This is a genomic window from Thalassotalea castellviae (assembly GCF_031846185.1).
GTDB classification, from domain to species: domain Bacteria; phylum Pseudomonadota; class Gammaproteobacteria; order Enterobacterales; family Alteromonadaceae; genus Thalassotalea_H; species Thalassotalea_H castellviae.
Genome location: NZ_JAVRIF010000005.1, coordinates 23,881 through 43,186 on the forward strand (window position 1 = coordinate 23,881; position 19,306 = coordinate 43,186).

The following is a 19,306-nucleotide window of genomic DNA, read 5'->3' on the forward strand; positions in this document are numbered from 1 at the left end:
CATTTTAATAAGTGCCCGTCATTGATAGGTACCAGCCTTGTTGTTTTTCAATCGTAGCAATAGCGCCTAAGTTCAAATAAGCTATGGTGATATTAACGTGTTTATTTGGAAACCAAGCAATAAAAACATCTTGCCAATCATCTTCTTTAAGACCTAAATTATCCGGCTTTTGCCGATATTCGACCCCAACGGCCAGATGTTTATTCAATAATACTGCCGCAGATAGTTCAGCATTAATAGAACCATTACCTTCTTTGCCACCAAAACCTAATAGACCCAATTCATTAGCCTCGGTGTTGCGCAATGTCGCATTCCATAATAGGTTATAACCAGCAACCGCTCCGAGGTGTAATTTACTGGCTGCAAGGTAAACATCGACACCTTTATCATGTCTTGCGCCTAATGCGGTCGGAACATCAAAAGTATTAACTGTCTTAGCTTGAAGCCCAATAGAAACTTGTGGCCAACGGCTATAAACAATATCGCCATAAAGCCTGAATTTTGCGCCGAATATTTGCTGTTTTAAGGTCAGAGAAAGTGGATTAACCTCGAAATTTTGTTCCGCATAAGAAAATTCGACACGATCATATAAATTCAACTGTGCACCACAAACGTCTAGACGAAAGTCATCAACAGTGGCTAATGAGCAAAACCCTGAAAGGGCGATTTCATCTTCTGTTGCATATCCAGCTAACTGAGCCCACGGCACTAGTCCACCGCCAGCAGCACCTTCTACTTGAGAAACTCCTGGCGTTGCGAGTATTTTTCCATTAGCAAAAAGGTGTAAAGGTAATATTAGTAAAACTAGACTAATAATTCGGTACATAGTTTTTATACCACTCCACAAAGGTGTCGGCATCTATCGGTCTTGAAATATAATAGCCTTGGGCATACTCACAGCCATAAGACGCTAACAATGCGAGACTTTCTTTATTCTCAACCCCTTCAGCAACTACTTGCATGTTTAACTTATGGCCTAAAGAAATCGTCGAGCTGACAATATCTTGATCTTTCGGACAAGCTTCCAATGACAGAATAAAGCATTTATCTATTTTTAACTCATCAACCGGTAACGTTTTTAATTTAGATAATGATGATTGACCTATACCATAATCATCCACTGATATTTGAAAACCTAACGTTTGAAGATGAGAAAGCCGTTCAATGACAATTTCTTCATTCTCGGCCAAGTCACGTTCTGTTAACTCTAACGTTAGTTGGTTAGGCGAAACATTATATTTTTCAATAGTCGACAACAAGTAATCGACAAACTCTGGATGTTGAATATCTTGTGCTGACAAATTAACGGAAACGCGAATACTTAAACCAATTTCATTCCATTTCTCCATTTGCATCGCAACATTTTTAATCACCCAATGAGTTAAGCTAACAATGAGCCCTGACTTTTCAGCTAAACTGACAAAATGCTCTGGATTAACAAAGTTACCTGCTTTATTGATCCAACGTATTAACGCTTCCGCTTTCTCAATTTTATTATTTGATAAATTTAACTTAGGTTGATAGTTAAGAAATAACGGACTATTTTCCGAATGAATCGCCATTCTTAACTCTTCAATCATTTGAATTTTCTCTAGATAAGCTTCATCTTCTCCGTCTTCATATTGACGGATAGCTTTTTGCTCTTTTGTGGCTGAGCGCATTGCCATAATCACTCGGCGCATCAGTAATTCAGGTGTTTTGCCATGCATAATCGAGTTAACTGAACCAATATGTAATTCAAGGTTCATTTTAATATCATCAACCCAATAAGCTTGTGTTAATCGGTCGTGTAAGCTTAATAATTCAGGCTCAATTTCTTTTAAATCGGCAATGGCTAACACTAAAATAAATTCGTCTGAATCTATTCTTCCCGCAGCACCAAGATTAATATTTTCATGATGTGCGTTTATAGAGTCTTGCAGTCGTTTTGCTAACTCTTTCAATATAACATCACCATTTTCAGGACCTATGGTGTCATTAATTTGGTTAAAGCCTTTTATATTGATACTGGCTAATAACAAATTTGCGTTTGCACTAATACACTTATCAATAATATTAAGTAACATTTGACGATTATATAAACCGGTCAGATGATCATGTTCCGCTTGAAATTTAATCTCTTTTTCTCGATGACTTATCGCTTCACCCATTGTAGAAAAGGCATAGTAAAGTTCATTAAACTCCGTCGGTAAACGGTGTTCATTTTTTTCAATTTTCAACTCTCCACGACTTATTCTGGCGGTAAGTTTCATTAAGTAATTAAGCGGCGTTGAGATGCCTTTAGAAAGCAGTCGGGATAAAAACATTGAAATTAATATGATCAACAAGGCAATAAACAAGATAGATGAAATAAGTTGATTAAATTCTTCGTGGACCTCTTTCAGTGATGTTGATAACAAGGCAGAAATCCCTGCATTTTCATCAAAAGGCACTTTTTTGTTAAAGTAATTTGTTTTACTAATCAATAAATCTAAGGTGGTAATAGGAGCAATTGAAAGATCATTATTGTCATTCTCAAGATCGCTAATACTGGAAACAATATTTTGTTCCCTCACTACTAAGGTAATATCTAACGACGTTAAGTTTTTCAAATTAACTAATGAGGCTTTACTCAATTGAAAACCAACAATAGCGTACCCTATTTCTCTTGGCGCTTTCACGGGTAGAATAATGAGCTGATAAATACGATTATTGAGGACTAAAAACTGAGTCAGGTTTGAACTCGAAATGAGTTTTTTCACTTTTTCCGTGACTTGTGCATTAGTAACCTTTTGCTTGGCGCTGATTGAAATTAGCTCACCTTGCAAATCAACCATCACCATCAAGTCAGCATTTATTCTTTCACCATGATTGAGTAAAACACTTTCAATGGTATTTTTATCTCGTGTAGCAATCGCTTGCTTAAAGCCAAAGTCCGCCGTTAAAACACGCGTAGCGGTTACCAAAAGCTGTTCTTGTGAAGATAAATATTCAGTTAATACATTTTGAGCATATCGCATTTGACGCTCAATTTGTTTTTCCGTTAATTGCGCGGTTCTAAATGCGTAACTTGTCGTCAGCGTAATTGCGGTAATAACAATTAGTAATGCTGATAACCAGGCAACCTGTGATCGAATACTTAACCTAGTGAGCATGTTTACCTAACTCTCCAAAAGTGTTGCGTGGAACTGGAGTTTTTGTATTTAAAGTAAGGGTGATTTCTTTGTTATTAGCCTTAAGCAATGCAATGGGTAGCATTTCTCTATGTTCAACACCTTTCATTGCATTTGGATGCCATAAATAAAATGATTTCGCCAAAGCAGGTATCTCATCAATTTCAATTTTTCCTGTCACATTAGACTTAACCGTATAGGTATTGTCATGAACATAAATATAGCCAACCATAGAGTCGTGAATATTACACCCCAAAACGACAATACCCTCTTGTTCAAATTCAACTGGATTTTTTGGGCGAGCAGCATACAACTTTAATTCGAAGGTTTTAGCCGCTGAAAATGAATACACATGGTGACGAATATCATCACTATTAGGAAAAGAGACTAAGCTGTTTTTTGGCGCTATTAAAACGTTAGGAGCAAACGATTTATCGATTTGGTCCATAATCAACGGTGTAGTGAAATCATTTTCTTCTGAGTGATGAAGAGGAATTTCGAGCACAACATCCGCTAATGGCTGACCATCTTGATTAATAACATTTATGGTTGTAGCGTGCGCCACATTACCAAGAGAAATGAGGAGAATGAAACCAACCAATATTGTTTTTTTATCAAGCATATTATTCTTAAATTAAACTTAGACGTTAAACAATGATGACTTGATTATGACAAGCTAACTCCAAATACGCAAAAATACTTAACCATCAGATCCTTAAGTAATTTTATCTTCCATTCAATCAATTATTCATTGAAAACGAACAGAGTCAAATCAACTACTTAAGTTTTTTTTATATTCTACACTTTGTAAGCAGTTCTGAATCTTTAAAACGCAGGCTTTTCTCGCTAGCTTACAAAGCTTAAAAACGTAACAAATAACGTCCTTGCCGATCAGGTTTTCCTAAAAAAGGTAATACTTGTTCAAGTGCTTTTGGCATAGTATTGTTCGGCGTCAAAAAGCCATTGCCAGAAACAGCAAACCCTTGACTGACAGAAGCGGTAAAACTTAACCCTAACTCATTTTGTTCATCTAAAGTGAGCACTACATCACCTTGCTCACAACTAAGTGATGTTGATAATTTTCCTAAGGCGACTTTCTGATCTAACACAGTTACGGCCGCTTTATTCCAGGCAATGTCTCCTGTTAAAGACTGACAAATCGCATTACCGGCAACAAATTCAGACACGTTAATATCAACAAAGTCATGCGCTTTAACCGGCAGTGGTAACTTTAAATGAGAGGAAATATTATCAGCGCTTAGGGTTATTTTCGCATCTGTTATCCGTAATGCTGAAAATAATCCATGAATATTAGCAACACCTTCTGGACCTGACACCAAAGCACCGCCGAAGGTAAGGTCAATGTTAGGATCAAGCGTTAATAATGACAGCGGGCTTACATCTATTTTAATATCATTGACAATAAATCCATTATAATTAGCTGTTTTTATTTTACTCTGCCAAATAGTGCCATTAACAGTACTTAGCTGTAATTGACTAGGCAAAGTTACCCACTGTAAAACAAAGCTCGCTGGCATTAACGCCAATAAAAATATTACATAAGCGCCAATAACACCGACGCTGATCTTAAACCACTTAGCCATTAAATCTTTCCTAACTGCAAGCGTTTCACTCGCACTTGTCCAGGTTGCTCACCTTTTGTTAAATCAATTGTTTCTACTTGAATACCTTCATCGTTCGCGAGTTTTTCTAACCAGGATAATAATTGTGTAAAGGCAATATTATCTATCCATACTTGCACACTATCACTTTGCGGTTGAATACGCGTAATAGTTATCGCATGTTGTCTAGCACTACGATTGACTATTGACGACAGACTGCCTGAGCTTGCCTGAGTGTTACCCGCCTTTTTTGCCGCTTTATAACGTTGTGTTTCACTGGCGACAAAGGTTAATAACGTTTGTTGTCGCGTTAATTTACTCTGCCCTTTGTCAATATTTTCATGTAAAGGCTGCCAAACGAAGCTATAGAAAATAAACACGAATAAAACGCCAGCTAAAGAACCAACTAAACGTTGCTCGCGCGAATTAAGGCCTAACCACCAAGTTTTCATGAACGACCTCCTTTCGGGGCAGTAATACTAAATGATCCAGTAATTTGATCGCCTTGATTATTTTGAGCACCTTGCGAAACAGAAAAGCCTTGTCGTTCTAATAAGGTTTTAAATTGTTCAAACTGTTGATAACTCGTTGCCGTGGCCTGCATACGTAACTCATTTCGCTTACCATCAAACTTAATTGACTCGGGTTTTAACTGTGGAACTTGTGAAAAAGCGGGTTGTATAGTTGTTAACATCATCAAAAAACTTCCCTCATTACTGGTGGTTCCGATCTCAGCCATTTTTCTTTTCAATTGTGAACGAATCGTTGAAATGCGCACTCGTTTAGTTTCAGGGAAAGCTAATTTATATTGCGCTATAATTTGTTGCTCAAGTGCGTGATTTTGATTATTTATCTGCCATAAAGTTGCAGATTTCAAAAGCAAATTAACCAACAAAGCTAGCCCAGCAAAACCTGCTGCCCAAACCCACGTTTTTAGCAAAGGGGAGCGTGTTGATTTAACTTGAAACTCACCCTGTAATAGGTTGAAATTTGAATGAGAAAGTTGCTGAGCAAATAATGCCAGTGGTAATTCTTCGGGTTGAGGATGAACTAAGATATTTTCTTCACAATCGGGTAACGTTGAAAACGCATCGATATTGATAGTTTCACCGTTTTTCCAAAGCATATTTGCTTGTTGCCAAAGGTTTTCATCAAATAAGCCACCTTGCCAATTGTGTTGTTTTAATAACACTTGATTGTCAATCATAATTGCTTGCCAATTCTCTTGTGCATCAGGTAAAGCTAAAACATCAGGTAGCATTCTTTTTGTTGAAATACCCGCTTCATTTAACCAACTGAGCCAATAATTCATCTGTTGCTGTTCAACAACCGCAACAAAACAATTTTCATCCGATTGAGGGGCTTTATTGTCTCCGTAAGCAAAAAACAATTGCTCTACGTCTTGGGCTAATTCGTCTTCAAGCATGTAAGGTGCCGCTAAGCGAATGGCTTTCTGTGATTTTGCCGGCACATGTAAGCTTTTCAACGTAACATCGCAGCTAGGAACCAACACAACGACTTCTCTTGATTGTGCTTTTTCGGTTAATTGTGAGAGTTGATCAACGCCTGATAACTCGCCACTGGCAATGATGTCTTGCCCATGGGTGTTCCACACCATCCAATGAATAGTGTTGTGATGATTACTGCCTAAACGAATGATTAGATTTTCTGCCATTAGTCACGTCCTATAGTGCGGCTAATTACGCTAATTTTATTATTATCAGCTACATAAAAAGTAGAATTTAATTGAAAGTAGCTATTATTAAAGTTTGCTGTTGCCTTTAGTTTAAAGTATTCACTATCAACAACAAACCGCTGTTTTTGTTCTTCGGTCAATTTTAACGTTTTAATTTCAGGTAATTCAAAAAACGCATTTACATCTTTAAAACCATTTTCTTCTCTTGCAGAAAGCGCTTGTTCCGCATCTTCTCGAGACATAGACAACATTGCTTGCAATATCTCGGGCGATTCCTGTGATAGCGTATTGATATTCACTTGATACAAGTTATTGTTGGGTATTACACATACATAGTCTTTCAATGCTTGGATCACCGGAAGTGTAAAATGCTCGATAACTCGTAATTCATTCACACTCGCCAAGAAGTTATTCGCTGGAAAATATGGAAATTCTTTTGCCGCATAATCATTATCCTCCGCACCGCCTGCACTGACGATAGCAGAATCACCATCAAGCCAATCTGTCAGGGCATCCGCCATATATTCGGCCGAAAATTCATCGACCTCGTCAATATTTAACGCGATTAATAATTCTTCAAAGGCAAGTCTCGCCGGTGCTTTTTTATTACTTCCCCTTTCGACAGGTTGTGATCGTAGAGCATTTAAATTAAAACACGCTTGTAAATCGGTTATTTCACCCGATATTTCACCGTAATCAACAGGATAAGTGGTTTTTCCTTGTGCCCACATTTGCCCTAAATGTGTGCTGTCTTTTTCTTCATTAAAGGTAGTTAATAGTACACGTTTAGCAAAAGCTTCGGCCCCCATCGCATACCAATAAGCCTGTTGATTAAAGTTTATATTAGTGGTGCGTTGCACTTGTAATTGTAAACGGGCTAACATTTGAGTAGCAATAATGGCAGCTAATGCCACCACTAACATCACGGTAATTAATGCAACACCTTGGCATTTTATCGATTTCATCGTCGCTCACCTTGTGAAGAAGCAGGCGTATTACCACGTTGTGCATTTTTTGAATTGTTTAGACTCTCATCATTTGAGTTAGGTCTTCGAGGATCAATTGAACGAACTTCGTTTAATCCATCAGCCACTAAAAATTTTCGCTCGATAATGCCAATATCTTCTGTTTCTACAATCAATTTTATTGCTTGTGGAAATTGCGCTTTAATTAAAGTGTTCTGCCATTTATTTTTATAATAATATTCAATTTCAATCCCCGTTACTTGTTCAATTAATTTTCGAACTCTAGGCTCTTCTCCGGTTACTGCATCAACAAAATTAAAATGTAATCGCTCTAAAACATTTTCATTTATACGATAAGCGACTGATTGTAAGTCACTACGCGGGATCAATAACCCTGGGTTGGTCCAGCCATGTCTTACGAAGGCAATACTTTCATCACTAGTAGAAAAACTTCCTTGCTCAGTATGGATAAAATTTTCGAGTGGCGCTTCGCCCTCTATCCGCATTGAACGGGCCGCAATTTGTAGAAAATCCCGTTCGATAACCAACCATGCTCGCTGAATATCATTCAACCTTTGCATTTTTTCATAAGAAAATCGTTCACTTTGAATCACGCCATCAAAAACACTAAAGCTTGCTAAACTGATCATTGCAAAAATAGCAATCGCTAATAAAACTTCTATTAAAGTAAAGCCTCGACTCTTTTGACGTTTTTCAAGAAAACTCATCACTAAGTGCCTTTTGAAACATAAGTCATCAAGCTAGTAAGTGCCAACTCTGAGTTTTCGCTTTGTCTTACTTCTATGACAATTGACCGCATGTCATTGTCTTGAGTTTTAATCACTTTTTGTGTCCAAAACCATTCGCGCCCTGCCATGGTTACTTTACCCGTTTTATTATTTTTAGGTGGCCAAGATTCATCAAGGCTAGCTTCAACAAGTTGATTAGACGCTACCCAATCGGCAATCATTTTATTTTCTAAATTATTTAAGCTATTAAAGTGTGTGTCAGCAGTATCAAGTAATGCTAATCCCGCAAGTGAAAATACCGATAAAGCCAATAACACTTCAATTAACGTAAAACCTTGCCAAACTCGCTTTAAAACCATTACTCGTTTTTCCCATAATGATCTTCAGCAGAAAATGTCTCACCATTAACGAACGGACCAACAATATCAACTGGTGTACTATATAATCCAATTACCGAGAAGGAAGTATCAGGTGCGTCAAACCATTGTGGATGAAAAGAAAAATCAACACGAAACGGTGTGATATCTCCGCCAGATAATATATACACTTGTGGAATGATTGGTTTTTGATCTTCACTTAACCCTTCTTGCATCTCTTCTAAATGTTCATCGTCCGGCGTAAACAATTCCGCAGACACTAAAGGAGGTTGTTCTAAGGGGAGATCATCAAACATTAAAGAGATGATGATATTTTCTGGTAAATCATGAGGAGTTAATATTTCGTTATCAGGTAGCGCAGTCCATCGCAATCCATCATAACCGACAAATTGATATGTGTTTTCGTCAATAAATAAGCCTAATTCAAGATTATTCAATAAACCATATTCTGCCGCTAAATTAAAAACACCGGCAAAACGATGTGCTTCCTGTTCTAGTTGTGACTCAGGTTTATTGGAGGAAAAATTAATTTGAATGGCAGCCACCATCAAACCGATCACCACGATCACCAACAAGACTTCAATTAACGTAAAGCCTTGTGGTTGTCTTCTTCTACTACCTTTTTTTAACATTGCTTAAATAGGTGTGGGTAGTTTTATTAAGTGGCAATAATTTATTGATAATCAGCTAAATTCCAATTTCCAATATCATCGTCTGTATCGGCTTCGCCATCAGGGCCCATAGAAAAAATATCCATTTTCCCATGTTCACCAGGGTTTAAAAGCTGATAGTCATTGCCCCATGGGTCTTGAGGTAAACGTTTAATATAACCACCTTCAGGAAAACGACGAGGGATCGGCTCTATTTCTGTTTGCTCAACTAAGGCTTCAAGCCCTTGTTCAGTCGTTGGGTAATTATAATTTTGTGAGCGATACATGCCTAACGCGGTTTCCAATGAACCTATATCAATCACAGCTTTTTGTTCTCGAGCGGTGTCTTGACTGCCCATTAAATTTGGTACGATCATACTGGCAATGATGCCGATGATAACCAGCACCACCATGACTTCTAATAAAGAAAAACCTGATTGTTTAGACTGCATTTTCTTTTTCATGTTAACTTCCTATCAATGTATTTAATTGAAGAATCGGTTGTAAAATCGCCATTACGATAAACAACACGATACCTGCCATAGTCACCATAATTGCTGGCTCTAATGCCTTTAATGAAATATTCATTAAGGCTTCAAACTCTCTATCTTGGTTATCCGCCGCTCGACCAAGCATATGTTCTAGTTGACCACTTTTTTCACCACTTGCGATCATATGAAGCATCATAGGTGGAAATAATTTGGTTTGTTCAAGCGATAATCGCAAACTTGACCCTTCTCGTACTTTATCAGCCGACTGTTTAACTTTATCTTTAATGTACAAGTTTTCTAATACTTCACCGGCAATACTCATGCTTTCTAATAGCGGTACTGCACTTGCAGTTAAAATACTAAGCGTTCTGGCAAATCGAGCAGTATTCACTCCACGAATAACTTTACCAAGTCCTGGTAAAACCAACAGCCTCTCATGCACTTGATATCGAAAGTGTGGGCGCTTCATTAATTGTAAGAACACCATAAAAACGATAACCAGCAACAAAAATATTGCCAAGCCATAATTCTGTAAAAATTCACTACTGGCAATTAAAAACTGAGTCGTTCCTGGTAAGCTCGCACCTAAATGTTCAAACTGGCCAATTATTTGTGGTACGACTGAAGTCAATAAAACGACAATAACGCCAATAGCAACCACGGTCATGATCGCAGGGTAAACCATCGCTTGGATCATTTGTGAGCGAAGCTTTTGACGCTGTTCAGTGTAATCAGCTAATCGGTCTAATACTTTATCTAAATGACCTGACTTTTCACCAGCCGCTACCATAGCGCGAAACAAATGACTAAAAACATGTGGAAACTCAGCCATGCTTTCAGCTAAACCGTATCCTTCAGTAACTTTTGTTCGAACCGCCATTACCATACTTTTCATGGTGTTTTTATCACATTGCTCAGCAACCGCTAACAGTGATTCTTCAAGAGGTAAACCTGATTCGACTAAAGTGGCTAATTGACGAGTAAATAATGCCAATTCCGTGGCTGATATTTTTTGACGATTGCCAAACCCAGAGGATTGCTGCTTTTGTTTACTTTTTACTAAACTCGCCGTAACTTCTGTTGGCATTAAGCCTTGGTCACGTAGCAGTGCTCGAACATGTCTGGGCGTATCGCCTTCAATCACGCCTTTTTTTATTTTTCCACGGTTATCAACCGCTTGGTAATCAAAAGCTGCCATTTATTTATTAATCTTCTCGGGTGACGCGAAGCACTTCTTCAAGTGTGGTATTGCCGGCAAGTACTTCATCAAAACCATCTCGACGAATACTTGGTGTAGATTTTCGTATAAGTTTTTCGATTTCTTGTTCGCCTTTGCCGTTATGAATTAATTCGCGCACTTTATCATCTACTAGCAATAATTCATGAATACCGGTACGACCTTTATATCCTTTATGATTACACTCAACACAGCCGACAGCTCGGTAAATATGTGTTTGATTATCGCTAGGTAAACCTAGTAAGTGTAATTCTTCTTCATCAGGTAAGTGGCTTTCTTTACAATGTGGGCACAAAGTTCTTACCAAACGCTGCGCTAAAACCCCTAATAAACTTGACGATAATAAAAAGGGCTCTACCCCCATATCTTCCATCCGAGTAATGGCACCGGCAGCCGTATTGGTATGTAATGTTGATAACACTAGATGCCCTGTTAAACTTGCTTGTACAGCAATTTGCGCCGTTTCTAAATCTCGAATTTCCCCCACCATCACCACATCAGGATCTTGACGTAAAATAGCGCGCAATCCTCTGGCAAAGGTCATATCAACTTTGGTATTGACTTGAGTTTGACCGATTCCTTCGATGGCGTATTCAATCGGGTCTTCAACCGTTAAAACATTGCGCTGTTTATGATCAATTTGGCTTAATCCCGCGTATAAAGTCGTTGATTTACCTGAGCCAGTAGGCCCAGTGACTAAAATGATGCCATGAGGTTTATCGATCAATTGTGAAAATTTGACACGGTTGGCATCTGTCATGCCTAAATCTTGTAGGTCTAAGCGCGCAGAATTTTTATCTAATAAACGTAAAACAACGCGTTCACCATGACCAGTTGGCATTGTTGATACACGCACATCCACTGCTCGACCGGCAATACGTAATGAAATACGGCCGTCTTGTGGAATACGTTTTTCGGCAATGTCTAATTTAGCCATAACTTTGATACGAGAAACTAACAATGAAGCGAGTTTACGATTTGGCTTTAAGACTTCTCGTAAAACACCGTCAACACGAAAACGTATTTGCAAAGACTCTTCAAAGGTTTCAATATGAATATCTGAGGCATTTTCTTTGATCGCCTCGCTAAGCATGGCATTGATCATTTTGATGATCGGGGCATCATCTTCATTTTCAAGTAAGTCTTCTGTTTCAACCATTTCATCAGCTAAGGAATATAAATCGACTTCATTGCCAATGTCTTCCATCATTTGCTTAGCTTCAGAAGAATCACGCTGATAAGCATTAGCTAATAATAACTCAAATTTGTCAGCGGTTTCGGTGACTAAAGTAAAAGGTTGTTTCACCACACGCCTAGCTTCAATCAACACATTAACATCAACATTTTCTAAACAATGTAATCTTAATTCATCGTCGACTTTTTGAAACAGCACACTATGCCGTTTGGCAAATCCAAACGGTAAGCGTATCGACTGTGGTACAACTTCATCCGGTGCATCTAGGATCGATTCTACAGTAGAGTTCAATATTTCTTCACTCATCCGCTTTACTTCTCTACACCATTATCTGATTTTTTATCTTGTTGTTTATTATCAAGATATTCATCAAACGATGGCGGTAATGATAGTTCATCATTCCAAGCCGGTAACAAAGGTAATTTTTCATCCGATAATAACTCTAAACCGTCTTCTTGTTTACGAATTTGATCGGCACGAATGAAATTATATTTATCTTGACTGATTTGGTTCATCAACTTGCCGTCACGAATAATCGTAGGACGAAGAAAAACCATTAAGTTACGTTTTCGTTTCGTATTACTGGTTGATTTAAATAAATGACCGAGAATTGGAATATCGCCTAACAGAGGAACTTTTTGCACACTTTCTTGCACATCTTCATCAATTAAACCACCTAAAATTACCGTCGCGCCATTATCTGCCATAACAGTTGTTTTGATTTCACGCTTATTAATAGAAATATCAACACCTGTGGCACCACTGACCGACGAAACTTCTTGTTCAATGGTTAACTGTACGCCAGTGCCTTCATTCACTTGTGGAGTTACTTTTAATTTAATCCCAACTTCTTGACGATCGACCGTTTGGAATGGGTTGTTGTTATTACTGCCTGTTGTTGAACCAGTAATAATAGGTACTTCTTGACCCACTAAGAAATGGGCTTCTTCGTTATCTAACGTGGTGATACTTGGTGTTGCTAAAATATTGGAATTAGTATCCGCACTTACCGCTTGAATTACTGCCCCCCAATCATTTTTTAAGATGCCGAACATCATACCATTCACTGAGCCAAGCACTTGTGCGAGTAAGTTATAATCACCTTTAGTATCGTTTAAGCGATATTCATCACTTATTTTTTCACCAGTTTCAGAAGAGTAAACCGCTGGAACAATATCCCCTTCAATACTTTTAGCCGCTTCAGCAGCACCAGCAACTGCACTGATTGAAGCCGGTCCATTATTAAATTGAGTAAAGCCACCTTGTTCATGAAACCATTGAACGCCAAGATTTACGCCATCACTTTCGAACACTTCAACAATGATTGCTTCAATAAGTACTTGTGCACGACGTACATCAAGTTGACGGATAACCGCCTCTAATGAACGTAGCATGTCTGGCTGTGCAGTGATCACTAAAGTATTAGTATCTTTATGCGCTTCAATACTGATATTACGTTTTTGGCTATTACGTTTATTTGTACTGCTTGTATTGGCTTCAGCTTCTATTGATTCACTCACCCCTTTTAACACATCCACTAATTCTTCAGCTTTTGAGTACTTCAGGTAATAGACGCGCGTGTTACCGTTATTTTCCAGTTCACTGTCTAAACGTTGAATTAATTTTGCAATACGTTCGCGAGCCTGTTTTTCGCCACTGACGATAACACTGTTGGTTCTTTCATCTGCCACTATTTTTGGAATTAGAAAACTTGGTGTACTGCCTGCTTTACCTTGGCTTGATTTATTTAACGCTTCAACGATACGCACCATTTCGCCAGCCGATGCAAACTGTAGTTTAATGATTTGCTCAAATTGATCACCTGCTCGGTCAACACGTTTAATGATATTTGCTAAACGATTAACCACAGACGCTGTACCAGTCATAATAAAAACATTGGCGGGATCGTAATTTACTACTGTACCACCGCCCGCTTGGTCTGACATTTGACGTAATAATGGTGATAACTCGCGCACGGTGACATTTTTTACTTCAACCACTCGGGTAACCATTTCGTCACCAACCCCAGGGTTGTCATCATCTACTAAAGGCGTTGCGGCAGATTTTGCTTTTTTATTACGAACAACTTTGATGATGTTATTGCCGGTTTCTATTGCGGCAAAACCATAAACTTCTAAGACGTTTAGGAAAAATTGATAATACTGCTCTTCGGTTAACAAGTCGTAACTTCTGACATTTACTTTGCCACGAACATTAGGGTCAACAATCATGGTTTTTTTAAGGTTTTTACCAACAATATTGATAAACTCGTTAAGATCTGTACCCTTAAAATTTGGTGAATATTGAGCAGCACTGGCTGAACTTGCCGTTAGCAATAAGCCATTAAAAACACATACGGTAGATAAAATTACTACTGCTCGTTTTAACCAAGACGCATATACAGTCTTGCGCATGAAAAATTCCTTATATATTAAATTTATGACTATTGAATACTAAACAGTATTTCGGTCATTTCACCACTACGATCAACCAGTAATGATATTTCTTGTTCTTCTTTCAAAGCCTGTAAAGCCTGAGCGGCTTCACTCGGTATTGTCAGATCTAAACCGTTCATTTGAACCGCAACATCACCTGATTTCAACCCTGAAGATTGAAAAAACTCAGGGGCTTTACCCGGCATTAATTGATAACCAATAATATCGCCATTTTCCCTTTTCGGGATAATTTTTAAATAATCCGTTATCTTACCTGGGTCATTATTAATGTCACTTTTAAGCTGCATTGCTGTGCGACTAAGTATTTTATTATCGCGTTGATCAAGTACTTGTGGGCCGTTCGAAGGGGATGGTTTAACAATTCCTCTACTGGGTTTTCTCTCACTTGTCCTATTCACTGAATGTGTTTGTCGTTTATTATAATCAAAACCATCAAGCATTAAGGTTTCAAGGCGACCTGATTGCTTAATTAACACTCTATCTGTTGCCACACTATCAAGTACCGCTCGCGTACCAGTAATTTTATCTCCAATACCATAAGTTTCTTGTTTGCCATTATTTTCGATAATGGCAGCGGCAATTGTAACATCATCACTGGCAACTGTGCCTGTTAAGGTTAATCTCAATTTTGTTTCAGGTGCATCTTGAACTTTGACTTCTTCAATAGTTTTTTGTTCAGAGTATTTGCCAAATAAATTGAGCTGACTAATTACACTCACGTTCACATCATGGCTATTATCATTTGCCGATGTATTGTATTTGGCGATAATAGGTGATGCTATTTTATTGTCTGCTGCGACTAACCAAGTAAATTGCGCTAATAAATAAGCAATATAACAAAGTAACAAAGCAGAAATTACTTTGGCAATATTCTGTTGAGGCAATTTTTGTAGTTGCTCGGAAAGCTCTGTCATACTCGATGGAAACTGCATTTTGATGATAATGAATTCATTTTAACTGTTATTATTCTCCCGATGATACTTGAGCTAAGCTTAAGCAACAAGAAATCTACCAAAAATTTAACTAATATTTACAAAGTAGTCTTTTTCATGGTGTAAAATACCAAGCTATGGTAACTTTCGCGATATTATGCACACGGTATATAACAAGACGATGACACAAGGTAAAGAATTAACAAAAAATACCTCAACACGACTTGATAAATGGCTTTGGGCGGCGCGTTTTTATAAAACTCGCGCCATAGCTAAGCAAATGATCGACGGTGGTAAAGTTTTCTATAATGGTCAACGGAGCAAATCAGGTAAATCTGTTGCGATTGGCGATGTAATAAAAGTTCGCCAAGGCTTTGAAGAAAAAGAAGTAACAATCATTGCCCTTGCCGATAAAAGAAAAGATGCGACATTTGCCCAAACACTCTATTTAGAAACACCAAGAAGCAAAGAAACTCGCGAGAAAAATGCCTTAGCTCGCAAACAAGGTATTTTGCTCAGTCCAGCTTCGGACACTAAACCCGATAAAAAACAACGTCGGAAAATTAGACAATTTAAAGAAAGGATTTAAGGTTTGAACTCACAACCTGATATTTTACATCGTTATTTATTTGATGACCTTCACGTACGAGGCGAACTCGTTCAACTTTCAGATACCTATCAGCAAATCATTGCTAACCATGATTACCCTTTAGGGGTACGCCAATTATTAGGTGAGTTAGTTGCCGCCACGTGTTTATTGACTGCAACCTTAAAATTAGAAGGTGAAATTTCCGTTCAATTACAAGGAGATGGACCAATAGGGTATCTAGCTGTTAATGGCGGACATAATCAAAAAATGCGTGGCATTGCCAAGTTAAAAGAAGATACAACTGCCGAAGGTTTACAAAACTTAATTGGTAAAGGCACTATGGTCATTACCATTCACCCTGAAAAAGGCGAAGCTTATCAAGGCGTTGTTGCGCTTGAGCAGTCAACTATCGCAGATTGTTTATCGCATTACTTTAAGGTATCTGAACAAATACCTACCATGATTTGGCTTTTTCATAATGATGAGACACAGCAAGTGGCAGGCAGTTTAGTGCAATTACTTCCTGATGGTGATGATAAAGAAAAACAACAAAATGATTTTGAGCACTTGTGTCAACTTACGCATACGCTAAAAGCGGAAGAAATCTTTACACTTGATGCAGAAACACTGTTATTTCGCTTATATAACCAAGAGAAAGTTAGGTTATTTGATCCGCAAGTTGTTGAGTATCAATGTAGTTGTTCAGAAGAAAAATGTATGAATGCTATATCGCAAATCCAAGCAACTGAAATAAAAAGCATATTAGAAGAGCAAGGCTGCATAAGCATGACATGCGATTATTGTTTAACAACCTATGCTTTTTATGAAAAACAATTAACGCATTTAATCAATGATGTGAAACATTAAATTTACCATTGATAGGATTTAATATTAAGGCGCAAGATTGCGCCTTTTTTTATGACTTTCATAACAATTTTCTCGTTATTTCAGGCACGAATTTTCCAAATAATTCCTCTACATATTTGACCTTTTATAATACTCTATAGCCATCATATTTTATTGAGTAATTCCCTTTGGATCATAAAGCTTTAGCTAACCAAGTGTTAGCAGATATTAAAAACAATAACAAAAAAACAGCCATGAGCAAGTTAGCTGATCTTATTGAACAACAAGCACCGCTAGAAAATTTATGGGGAGGATTAACACGCATTGCACTTTCGGTTGGCGAAGTTGATTTAGCGATAACATGTGCTGATAATTATCTAAAAATTTCACCCAAAGACGAAAATAGATTATTACAAGTAGCCAGTATTTACGCGGAAGCGGGAAAAATTCAACAAGCTATCGCGTTAATATCACCAATCAAAGATTCAACTCAGTCAATCGCTATTCATCATTTTCTCGGCACTGTATTTAGCCAAGTGGGAGAAATGGAAAACGCCATTAAACATTTACATATCACGTTAAAGAAAAATCCTTTATTAGGTATTTCATGGTTAACATTATCGGCGCTAATATCCTTCACTAAAAACAGTCCTGAATTTGAAACTTTAATCGCCATCGAAAGTAAGATGCGACAAGGTAATGATCAACAAAATCAAATACCTTATTGGTTTGCCTATGGTAAAGCATTACTTGATATTGGCGATGAAGAACAAGCATTAAGCAAATTCAACATTGGTTGTCAGCTTATGCAGGCTAAATTTAATTTTAACGATATTGCTTATCGACAAAATGTTAATGCTATTATCAACCATCAAAATGAAGATTATTTCAATAGTTTACCTACCCCTAAACATAGCTCTGAACGCAAATACATTTTTATTGTTGGATTACCTCGAAGCGGTACCACGTTATTACAACAAATATTAACGTCACATAGTCAAATTCAATCAGGCGGAGAATCAAACAACTTAGCTTTAGCAATGGCTCCTTTTGGCGCAAATGCGCTTAATCGTCTCAATAAGCTAGATAATAATGAAAAAATATTAGCAGATATCGAACTTGAATATGACAACCTCTCTCGACAAAGGTACGGAGATGAAAATTTCATCATTGATAAATCCATGAACATTAACCATCATGTCGGTTTATTACAACATATCTATCCAAAGGCTACATTTATTCAAATCACACGCGATGAAACAGCCAATGCTTGGTCATGCTTTAGAACATTTTTCAGCCAAGGTCTTGCTTGGAGTTTTAACCTCGAACATATCAAAACGTTTTTCTCTTCAGAAAAAGCGTTAACAAGACATTGGCAGTCGCTGTTTAATGATAAGCTTTGTCAAATAAGCTACGAAGCATTGATAGAAAACCCAGAGGACGTTATCAGTAAATGTTGCCAACATATTGGTATTGACTATCAAGATGAAATGTTAAGTTTTTATAAGAATAATCATCCAGTTCAAACAGCAAGTGTTGGACAAGTAAGAAATAAACTAAACAAAAGCTCAATTAAAGCTTCTGATTTTATTAAAGAAAAGTTTCAATTATTGTGAAATGGTCAGTAATAATGATCAAAAAAACGCAGCCTGTGCTGCGTTTTTTATCGTCTATTTTTAACACGGATTAATTTTTCGCTAGTACGGGTGCAAAAGTATTGTCAAACCACCCTTTGATCAAATTTAACTCATGATAATAAAGTTTGTTTGCATGTAATGAGCGTTGAAATTTAAAGTGTTTAGGCCATAAATACACGCCTCGAGAAATTAATATTTTATTACTGTTATCCATCACTTGAAAATCAAACTCGATACGAGGTGGCGTTGAATCATCAACGACTCTTATTTTTTGACTATTAGCAAATGAAACCGCACCTGCTAAATCTAAATTTTTGACCTTAATATAAAGACTATATCCATCGGGTAATTGTGCCGCTAAATCTTCAAAATGATTCTCGAAAACGGCAAACAAATCACTTTGGAAAGTCTTTTTATTTTCAAAAGATGCATATATATCTGCGTATTTTTCTGGCGATTGCCAAGTAACCTGACTTGTCCCTGCATGGGCTGTTAATACCATTAAGCAACTTAACGTTAAAATAATTTTGCTAAACATCATCTGAAATCCTTATTCATTTTCAATTAATATAGCTTGGTAAGATCCGAGAAGCAAACCACACCTATTTATTGTTTTATAACTAATTAAGCGAAAAAAATTCGTGACAACGAATCATTTTAGCGGGTTCATGTAAAATTTTGTCAAAAAAAAAACCCTAGATTACTCTAGGGT

At 37.4% G+C, this 19,306-nt stretch carries 19 protein-coding genes; 3 read left to right on the plus strand and 16 right to left on the minus strand.

Annotated features, from left to right (window positions below; translation table 11 throughout):
* Positions 1 to 4: 4 nt before the first annotated feature.
* The 15 genes from RM573_RS10205 to gspC all read right to left on the minus strand — a co-directional run bounded on the left by RM573_RS10205 (position 5) and on the right by gspC (position 15,504).
* The gene (locus RM573_RS10205) at positions 5 to 826 is read right to left on the minus strand and encodes a DUF3034 family protein (RefSeq protein WP_311581852.1); all 822 of its coding nucleotides are present in this window, start codon (positions 824 to 826) and stop codon (positions 5 to 7) included.
* Complete coding sequence (locus tag RM573_RS10210) at positions 810 to 3,134, minus strand: bifunctional diguanylate cyclase/phosphodiesterase (protein ID WP_311581274.1); 2,325 nt, start codon at positions 3,132 to 3,134, stop codon at positions 810 to 812. Before RM573_RS10210 ends, RM573_RS10205 begins: the two co-directional genes overlap by 17 nt.
* A complete protein-coding gene (locus RM573_RS10215) occupies positions 3,124 to 3,774 on the minus strand; it encodes a methylamine utilization protein (protein WP_311581277.1) in 651 nt (216 codons plus the stop codon). The genes RM573_RS10210 and RM573_RS10215 overlap by 11 nt, the downstream gene beginning before the upstream one ends.
* Positions 3,775 to 4,012: 238 nt before the next feature.
* Positions 4,013 to 4,756, minus strand: a complete 744-nt coding sequence (locus RM573_RS10220) for a type II secretion system protein N (protein WP_311581281.1) — start codon at positions 4,754 to 4,756, stop codon at positions 4,013 to 4,015.
* On the minus strand, positions 4,756 to 5,226 hold the full coding sequence (locus tag RM573_RS10225; RefSeq protein ID WP_311581283.1) for a type II secretion system protein M: 471 nt from the start codon (positions 5,224 to 5,226) through the stop codon (positions 4,756 to 4,758). Before RM573_RS10225 ends, RM573_RS10220 begins: the two co-directional genes overlap by 1 nt.
* Positions 5,223 to 6,449 (minus strand): type II secretion system protein GspL, encoded by a 1,227-nt coding sequence (gene gspL, locus RM573_RS10230; protein ID WP_311581286.1) that lies wholly within the window; start codon positions 6,447 to 6,449, stop codon positions 5,223 to 5,225. The genes RM573_RS10225 and gspL overlap by 4 nt, the downstream gene beginning before the upstream one ends.
* Complete coding sequence (gspK, locus tag RM573_RS10235; RefSeq protein ID WP_311581289.1) at positions 6,449 to 7,435, minus strand: type II secretion system minor pseudopilin GspK; 987 nt, start codon at positions 7,433 to 7,435, stop codon at positions 6,449 to 6,451. Before gspK ends, gspL begins: the two co-directional genes overlap by 1 nt.
* A complete protein-coding gene (gspJ, locus tag RM573_RS10240; protein ID WP_311581292.1) occupies positions 7,432 to 8,163 on the minus strand; it encodes a type II secretion system minor pseudopilin GspJ in 732 nt (243 codons plus the stop codon). Before gspJ ends, gspK begins: the two co-directional genes overlap by 4 nt.
* Positions 8,164 to 8,165: 2 nt before the next feature.
* Positions 8,166 to 8,543, minus strand: coding sequence for a type II secretion system minor pseudopilin GspI (gspI, locus tag RM573_RS10245; RefSeq protein ID WP_311581295.1), 378 nt, complete (start codon positions 8,541 to 8,543; stop codon positions 8,166 to 8,168).
* Positions 8,543 to 9,193 (minus strand): type II secretion system minor pseudopilin GspH, encoded by a 651-nt coding sequence (gspH, locus tag RM573_RS10250; RefSeq protein WP_311581298.1) that lies wholly within the window; start codon positions 9,191 to 9,193, stop codon positions 8,543 to 8,545. Before gspH ends, gspI begins: the two co-directional genes overlap by 1 nt.
* A 41-nt stretch (positions 9,194 to 9,234) precedes the next feature.
* Positions 9,235 to 9,675 carry a type II secretion system major pseudopilin GspG gene (gspG, locus tag RM573_RS10255; protein ID WP_311581301.1) on the minus strand — a complete coding sequence of 147 codons (441 nt, stop codon included), beginning with the start codon at positions 9,673 to 9,675 and terminating at the stop codon, positions 9,235 to 9,237.
* 1 nt (position 9,676) lies between these two features.
* Positions 9,677 to 10,900 carry a type II secretion system inner membrane protein GspF gene (gene gspF / locus RM573_RS10260; RefSeq protein ID WP_311581304.1) on the minus strand — a complete coding sequence of 408 codons (1,224 nt, stop codon included), beginning with the start codon at positions 10,898 to 10,900 and terminating at the stop codon, positions 9,677 to 9,679.
* Between the two features lie 7 nt (positions 10,901 to 10,907).
* Positions 10,908 to 12,440, minus strand: coding sequence for a type II secretion system ATPase GspE (gspE, locus tag RM573_RS10265; protein WP_311581307.1), 1,533 nt, complete (start codon positions 12,438 to 12,440; stop codon positions 10,908 to 10,910).
* A gap of 5 nt (positions 12,441 to 12,445) precedes the next feature.
* Positions 12,446 to 14,548, minus strand: coding sequence for a type II secretion system secretin GspD (gene gspD / locus RM573_RS10270; protein WP_311581310.1), 2,103 nt, complete (start codon positions 14,546 to 14,548; stop codon positions 12,446 to 12,448).
* Between the two features lie 29 nt (positions 14,549 to 14,577).
* Positions 14,578 to 15,504: a type II secretion system protein GspC gene (gene gspC, locus RM573_RS10275; protein WP_311581312.1), complete on the minus strand. Its 927-nt coding sequence runs from the start codon at positions 15,502 to 15,504 to the stop codon at positions 14,578 to 14,580.
* A 199-nt stretch (positions 15,505 to 15,703) separates the two neighbouring features.
* Here gspC and RM573_RS10280 point away from each other — a divergent pair, with 199 nt between their 5' ends.
* The 3 genes from RM573_RS10280 (at position 15,704) to RM573_RS10290 (ending at position 18,573) form a co-directional block, all read left to right on the plus strand.
* The gene (locus RM573_RS10280; RefSeq protein WP_311581315.1) at positions 15,704 to 16,111 is read left to right on the plus strand and encodes an RNA-binding S4 domain-containing protein; all 408 of its coding nucleotides are present in this window, start codon (positions 15,704 to 15,706) and stop codon (positions 16,109 to 16,111) included.
* 3 nt (positions 16,112 to 16,114) lie between these two features.
* A complete protein-coding gene (gene hslO / locus RM573_RS10285; RefSeq protein ID WP_311581318.1) occupies positions 16,115 to 16,978 on the plus strand; it encodes an Hsp33 family molecular chaperone HslO in 864 nt (287 codons plus the stop codon).
* Between the two features lie 167 nt (positions 16,979 to 17,145).
* Positions 17,146 to 18,573: a tetratricopeptide repeat-containing sulfotransferase family protein gene (locus tag RM573_RS10290; RefSeq protein ID WP_311581321.1), complete on the plus strand. Its 1,428-nt coding sequence runs from the start codon at positions 17,146 to 17,148 to the stop codon at positions 18,571 to 18,573.
* 70 nt (positions 18,574 to 18,643) lie between these two features.
* On the opposite strand, the gene RM573_RS10295 is transcribed toward RM573_RS10290, so the two are convergent.
* Positions 18,644 to 19,135: a DUF3016 domain-containing protein gene (locus RM573_RS10295; protein ID WP_311581325.1), complete on the minus strand. Its 492-nt coding sequence runs from the start codon at positions 19,133 to 19,135 to the stop codon at positions 18,644 to 18,646.
* Between the last annotated feature and the right edge of the window lie 171 nt (positions 19,136 to 19,306).

Excerpts from the sequence above, each read along its gene's own strand:
- RM573_RS10205 (WP_311581852.1), bottom strand. The coding sequence starts at position 826 with ATGTACCGAATTATTAGTCTAGTTTTACTAATATTACCTTTACACCTT.
- RM573_RS10210 (WP_311581274.1), bottom strand. The coding sequence starts at position 3,134 with ATGCTCACTAGGTTAAGTATTCGATCACAGGTTGCCTGGTTATCAGCA.
- RM573_RS10215 (WP_311581277.1), bottom strand. The coding sequence starts at position 3,774 with ATGCTTGATAAAAAAACAATATTGGTTGGTTTCATTCTCCTCATTTCT.
- RM573_RS10220 (WP_311581281.1), bottom strand. The coding sequence starts at position 4,756 with ATGGCTAAGTGGTTTAAGATCAGCGTCGGTGTTATTGGCGCTTATGTA.
- RM573_RS10225 (WP_311581283.1), bottom strand. The coding sequence starts at position 5,226 with ATGAAAACTTGGTGGTTAGGCCTTAATTCGCGCGAGCAACGTTTAGTT.
- gspL (WP_311581286.1), bottom strand. The coding sequence starts at position 6,449 with ATGGCAGAAAATCTAATCATTCGTTTAGGCAGTAATCATCACAACACT.
- gspK (WP_311581289.1), bottom strand. The coding sequence starts at position 7,435 with ATGAAATCGATAAAATGCCAAGGTGTTGCATTAATTACCGTGATGTTA.
- gspJ (WP_311581292.1), bottom strand. The coding sequence starts at position 8,163 with ATGAGTTTTCTTGAAAAACGTCAAAAGAGTCGAGGCTTTACTTTAATA.
- gspI (WP_311581295.1), bottom strand. The coding sequence starts at position 8,543 with ATGGTTTTAAAGCGAGTTTGGCAAGGTTTTACGTTAATTGAAGTGTTA.
- gspH (WP_311581298.1), bottom strand. The coding sequence starts at position 9,193 with ATGTTAAAAAAAGGTAGTAGAAGAAGACAACCACAAGGCTTTACGTTA.
- gspG (WP_311581301.1), bottom strand. The coding sequence starts at position 9,675 with ATGAAAAAGAAAATGCAGTCTAAACAATCAGGTTTTTCTTTATTAGAA.
- gspF (WP_311581304.1), bottom strand. The coding sequence starts at position 10,900 with ATGGCAGCTTTTGATTACCAAGCGGTTGATAACCGTGGAAAAATAAAA.
- gspE (WP_311581307.1), bottom strand. The coding sequence starts at position 12,440 with ATGAGTGAAGAAATATTGAACTCTACTGTAGAATCGATCCTAGATGCA.
- gspD (WP_311581310.1), bottom strand. The coding sequence starts at position 14,548 with ATGCGCAAGACTGTATATGCGTCTTGGTTAAAACGAGCAGTAGTAATT.
- gspC (WP_311581312.1), bottom strand. The coding sequence starts at position 15,504 with ATGACAGAGCTTTCCGAGCAACTACAAAAATTGCCTCAACAGAATATT.
- RM573_RS10280 (WP_311581315.1), top strand. The coding sequence starts at position 15,704 with ATGACACAAGGTAAAGAATTAACAAAAAATACCTCAACACGACTTGAT.
- RM573_RS10295 (WP_311581325.1), bottom strand. The coding sequence starts at position 19,135 with ATGATGTTTAGCAAAATTATTTTAACGTTAAGTTGCTTAATGGTATTA.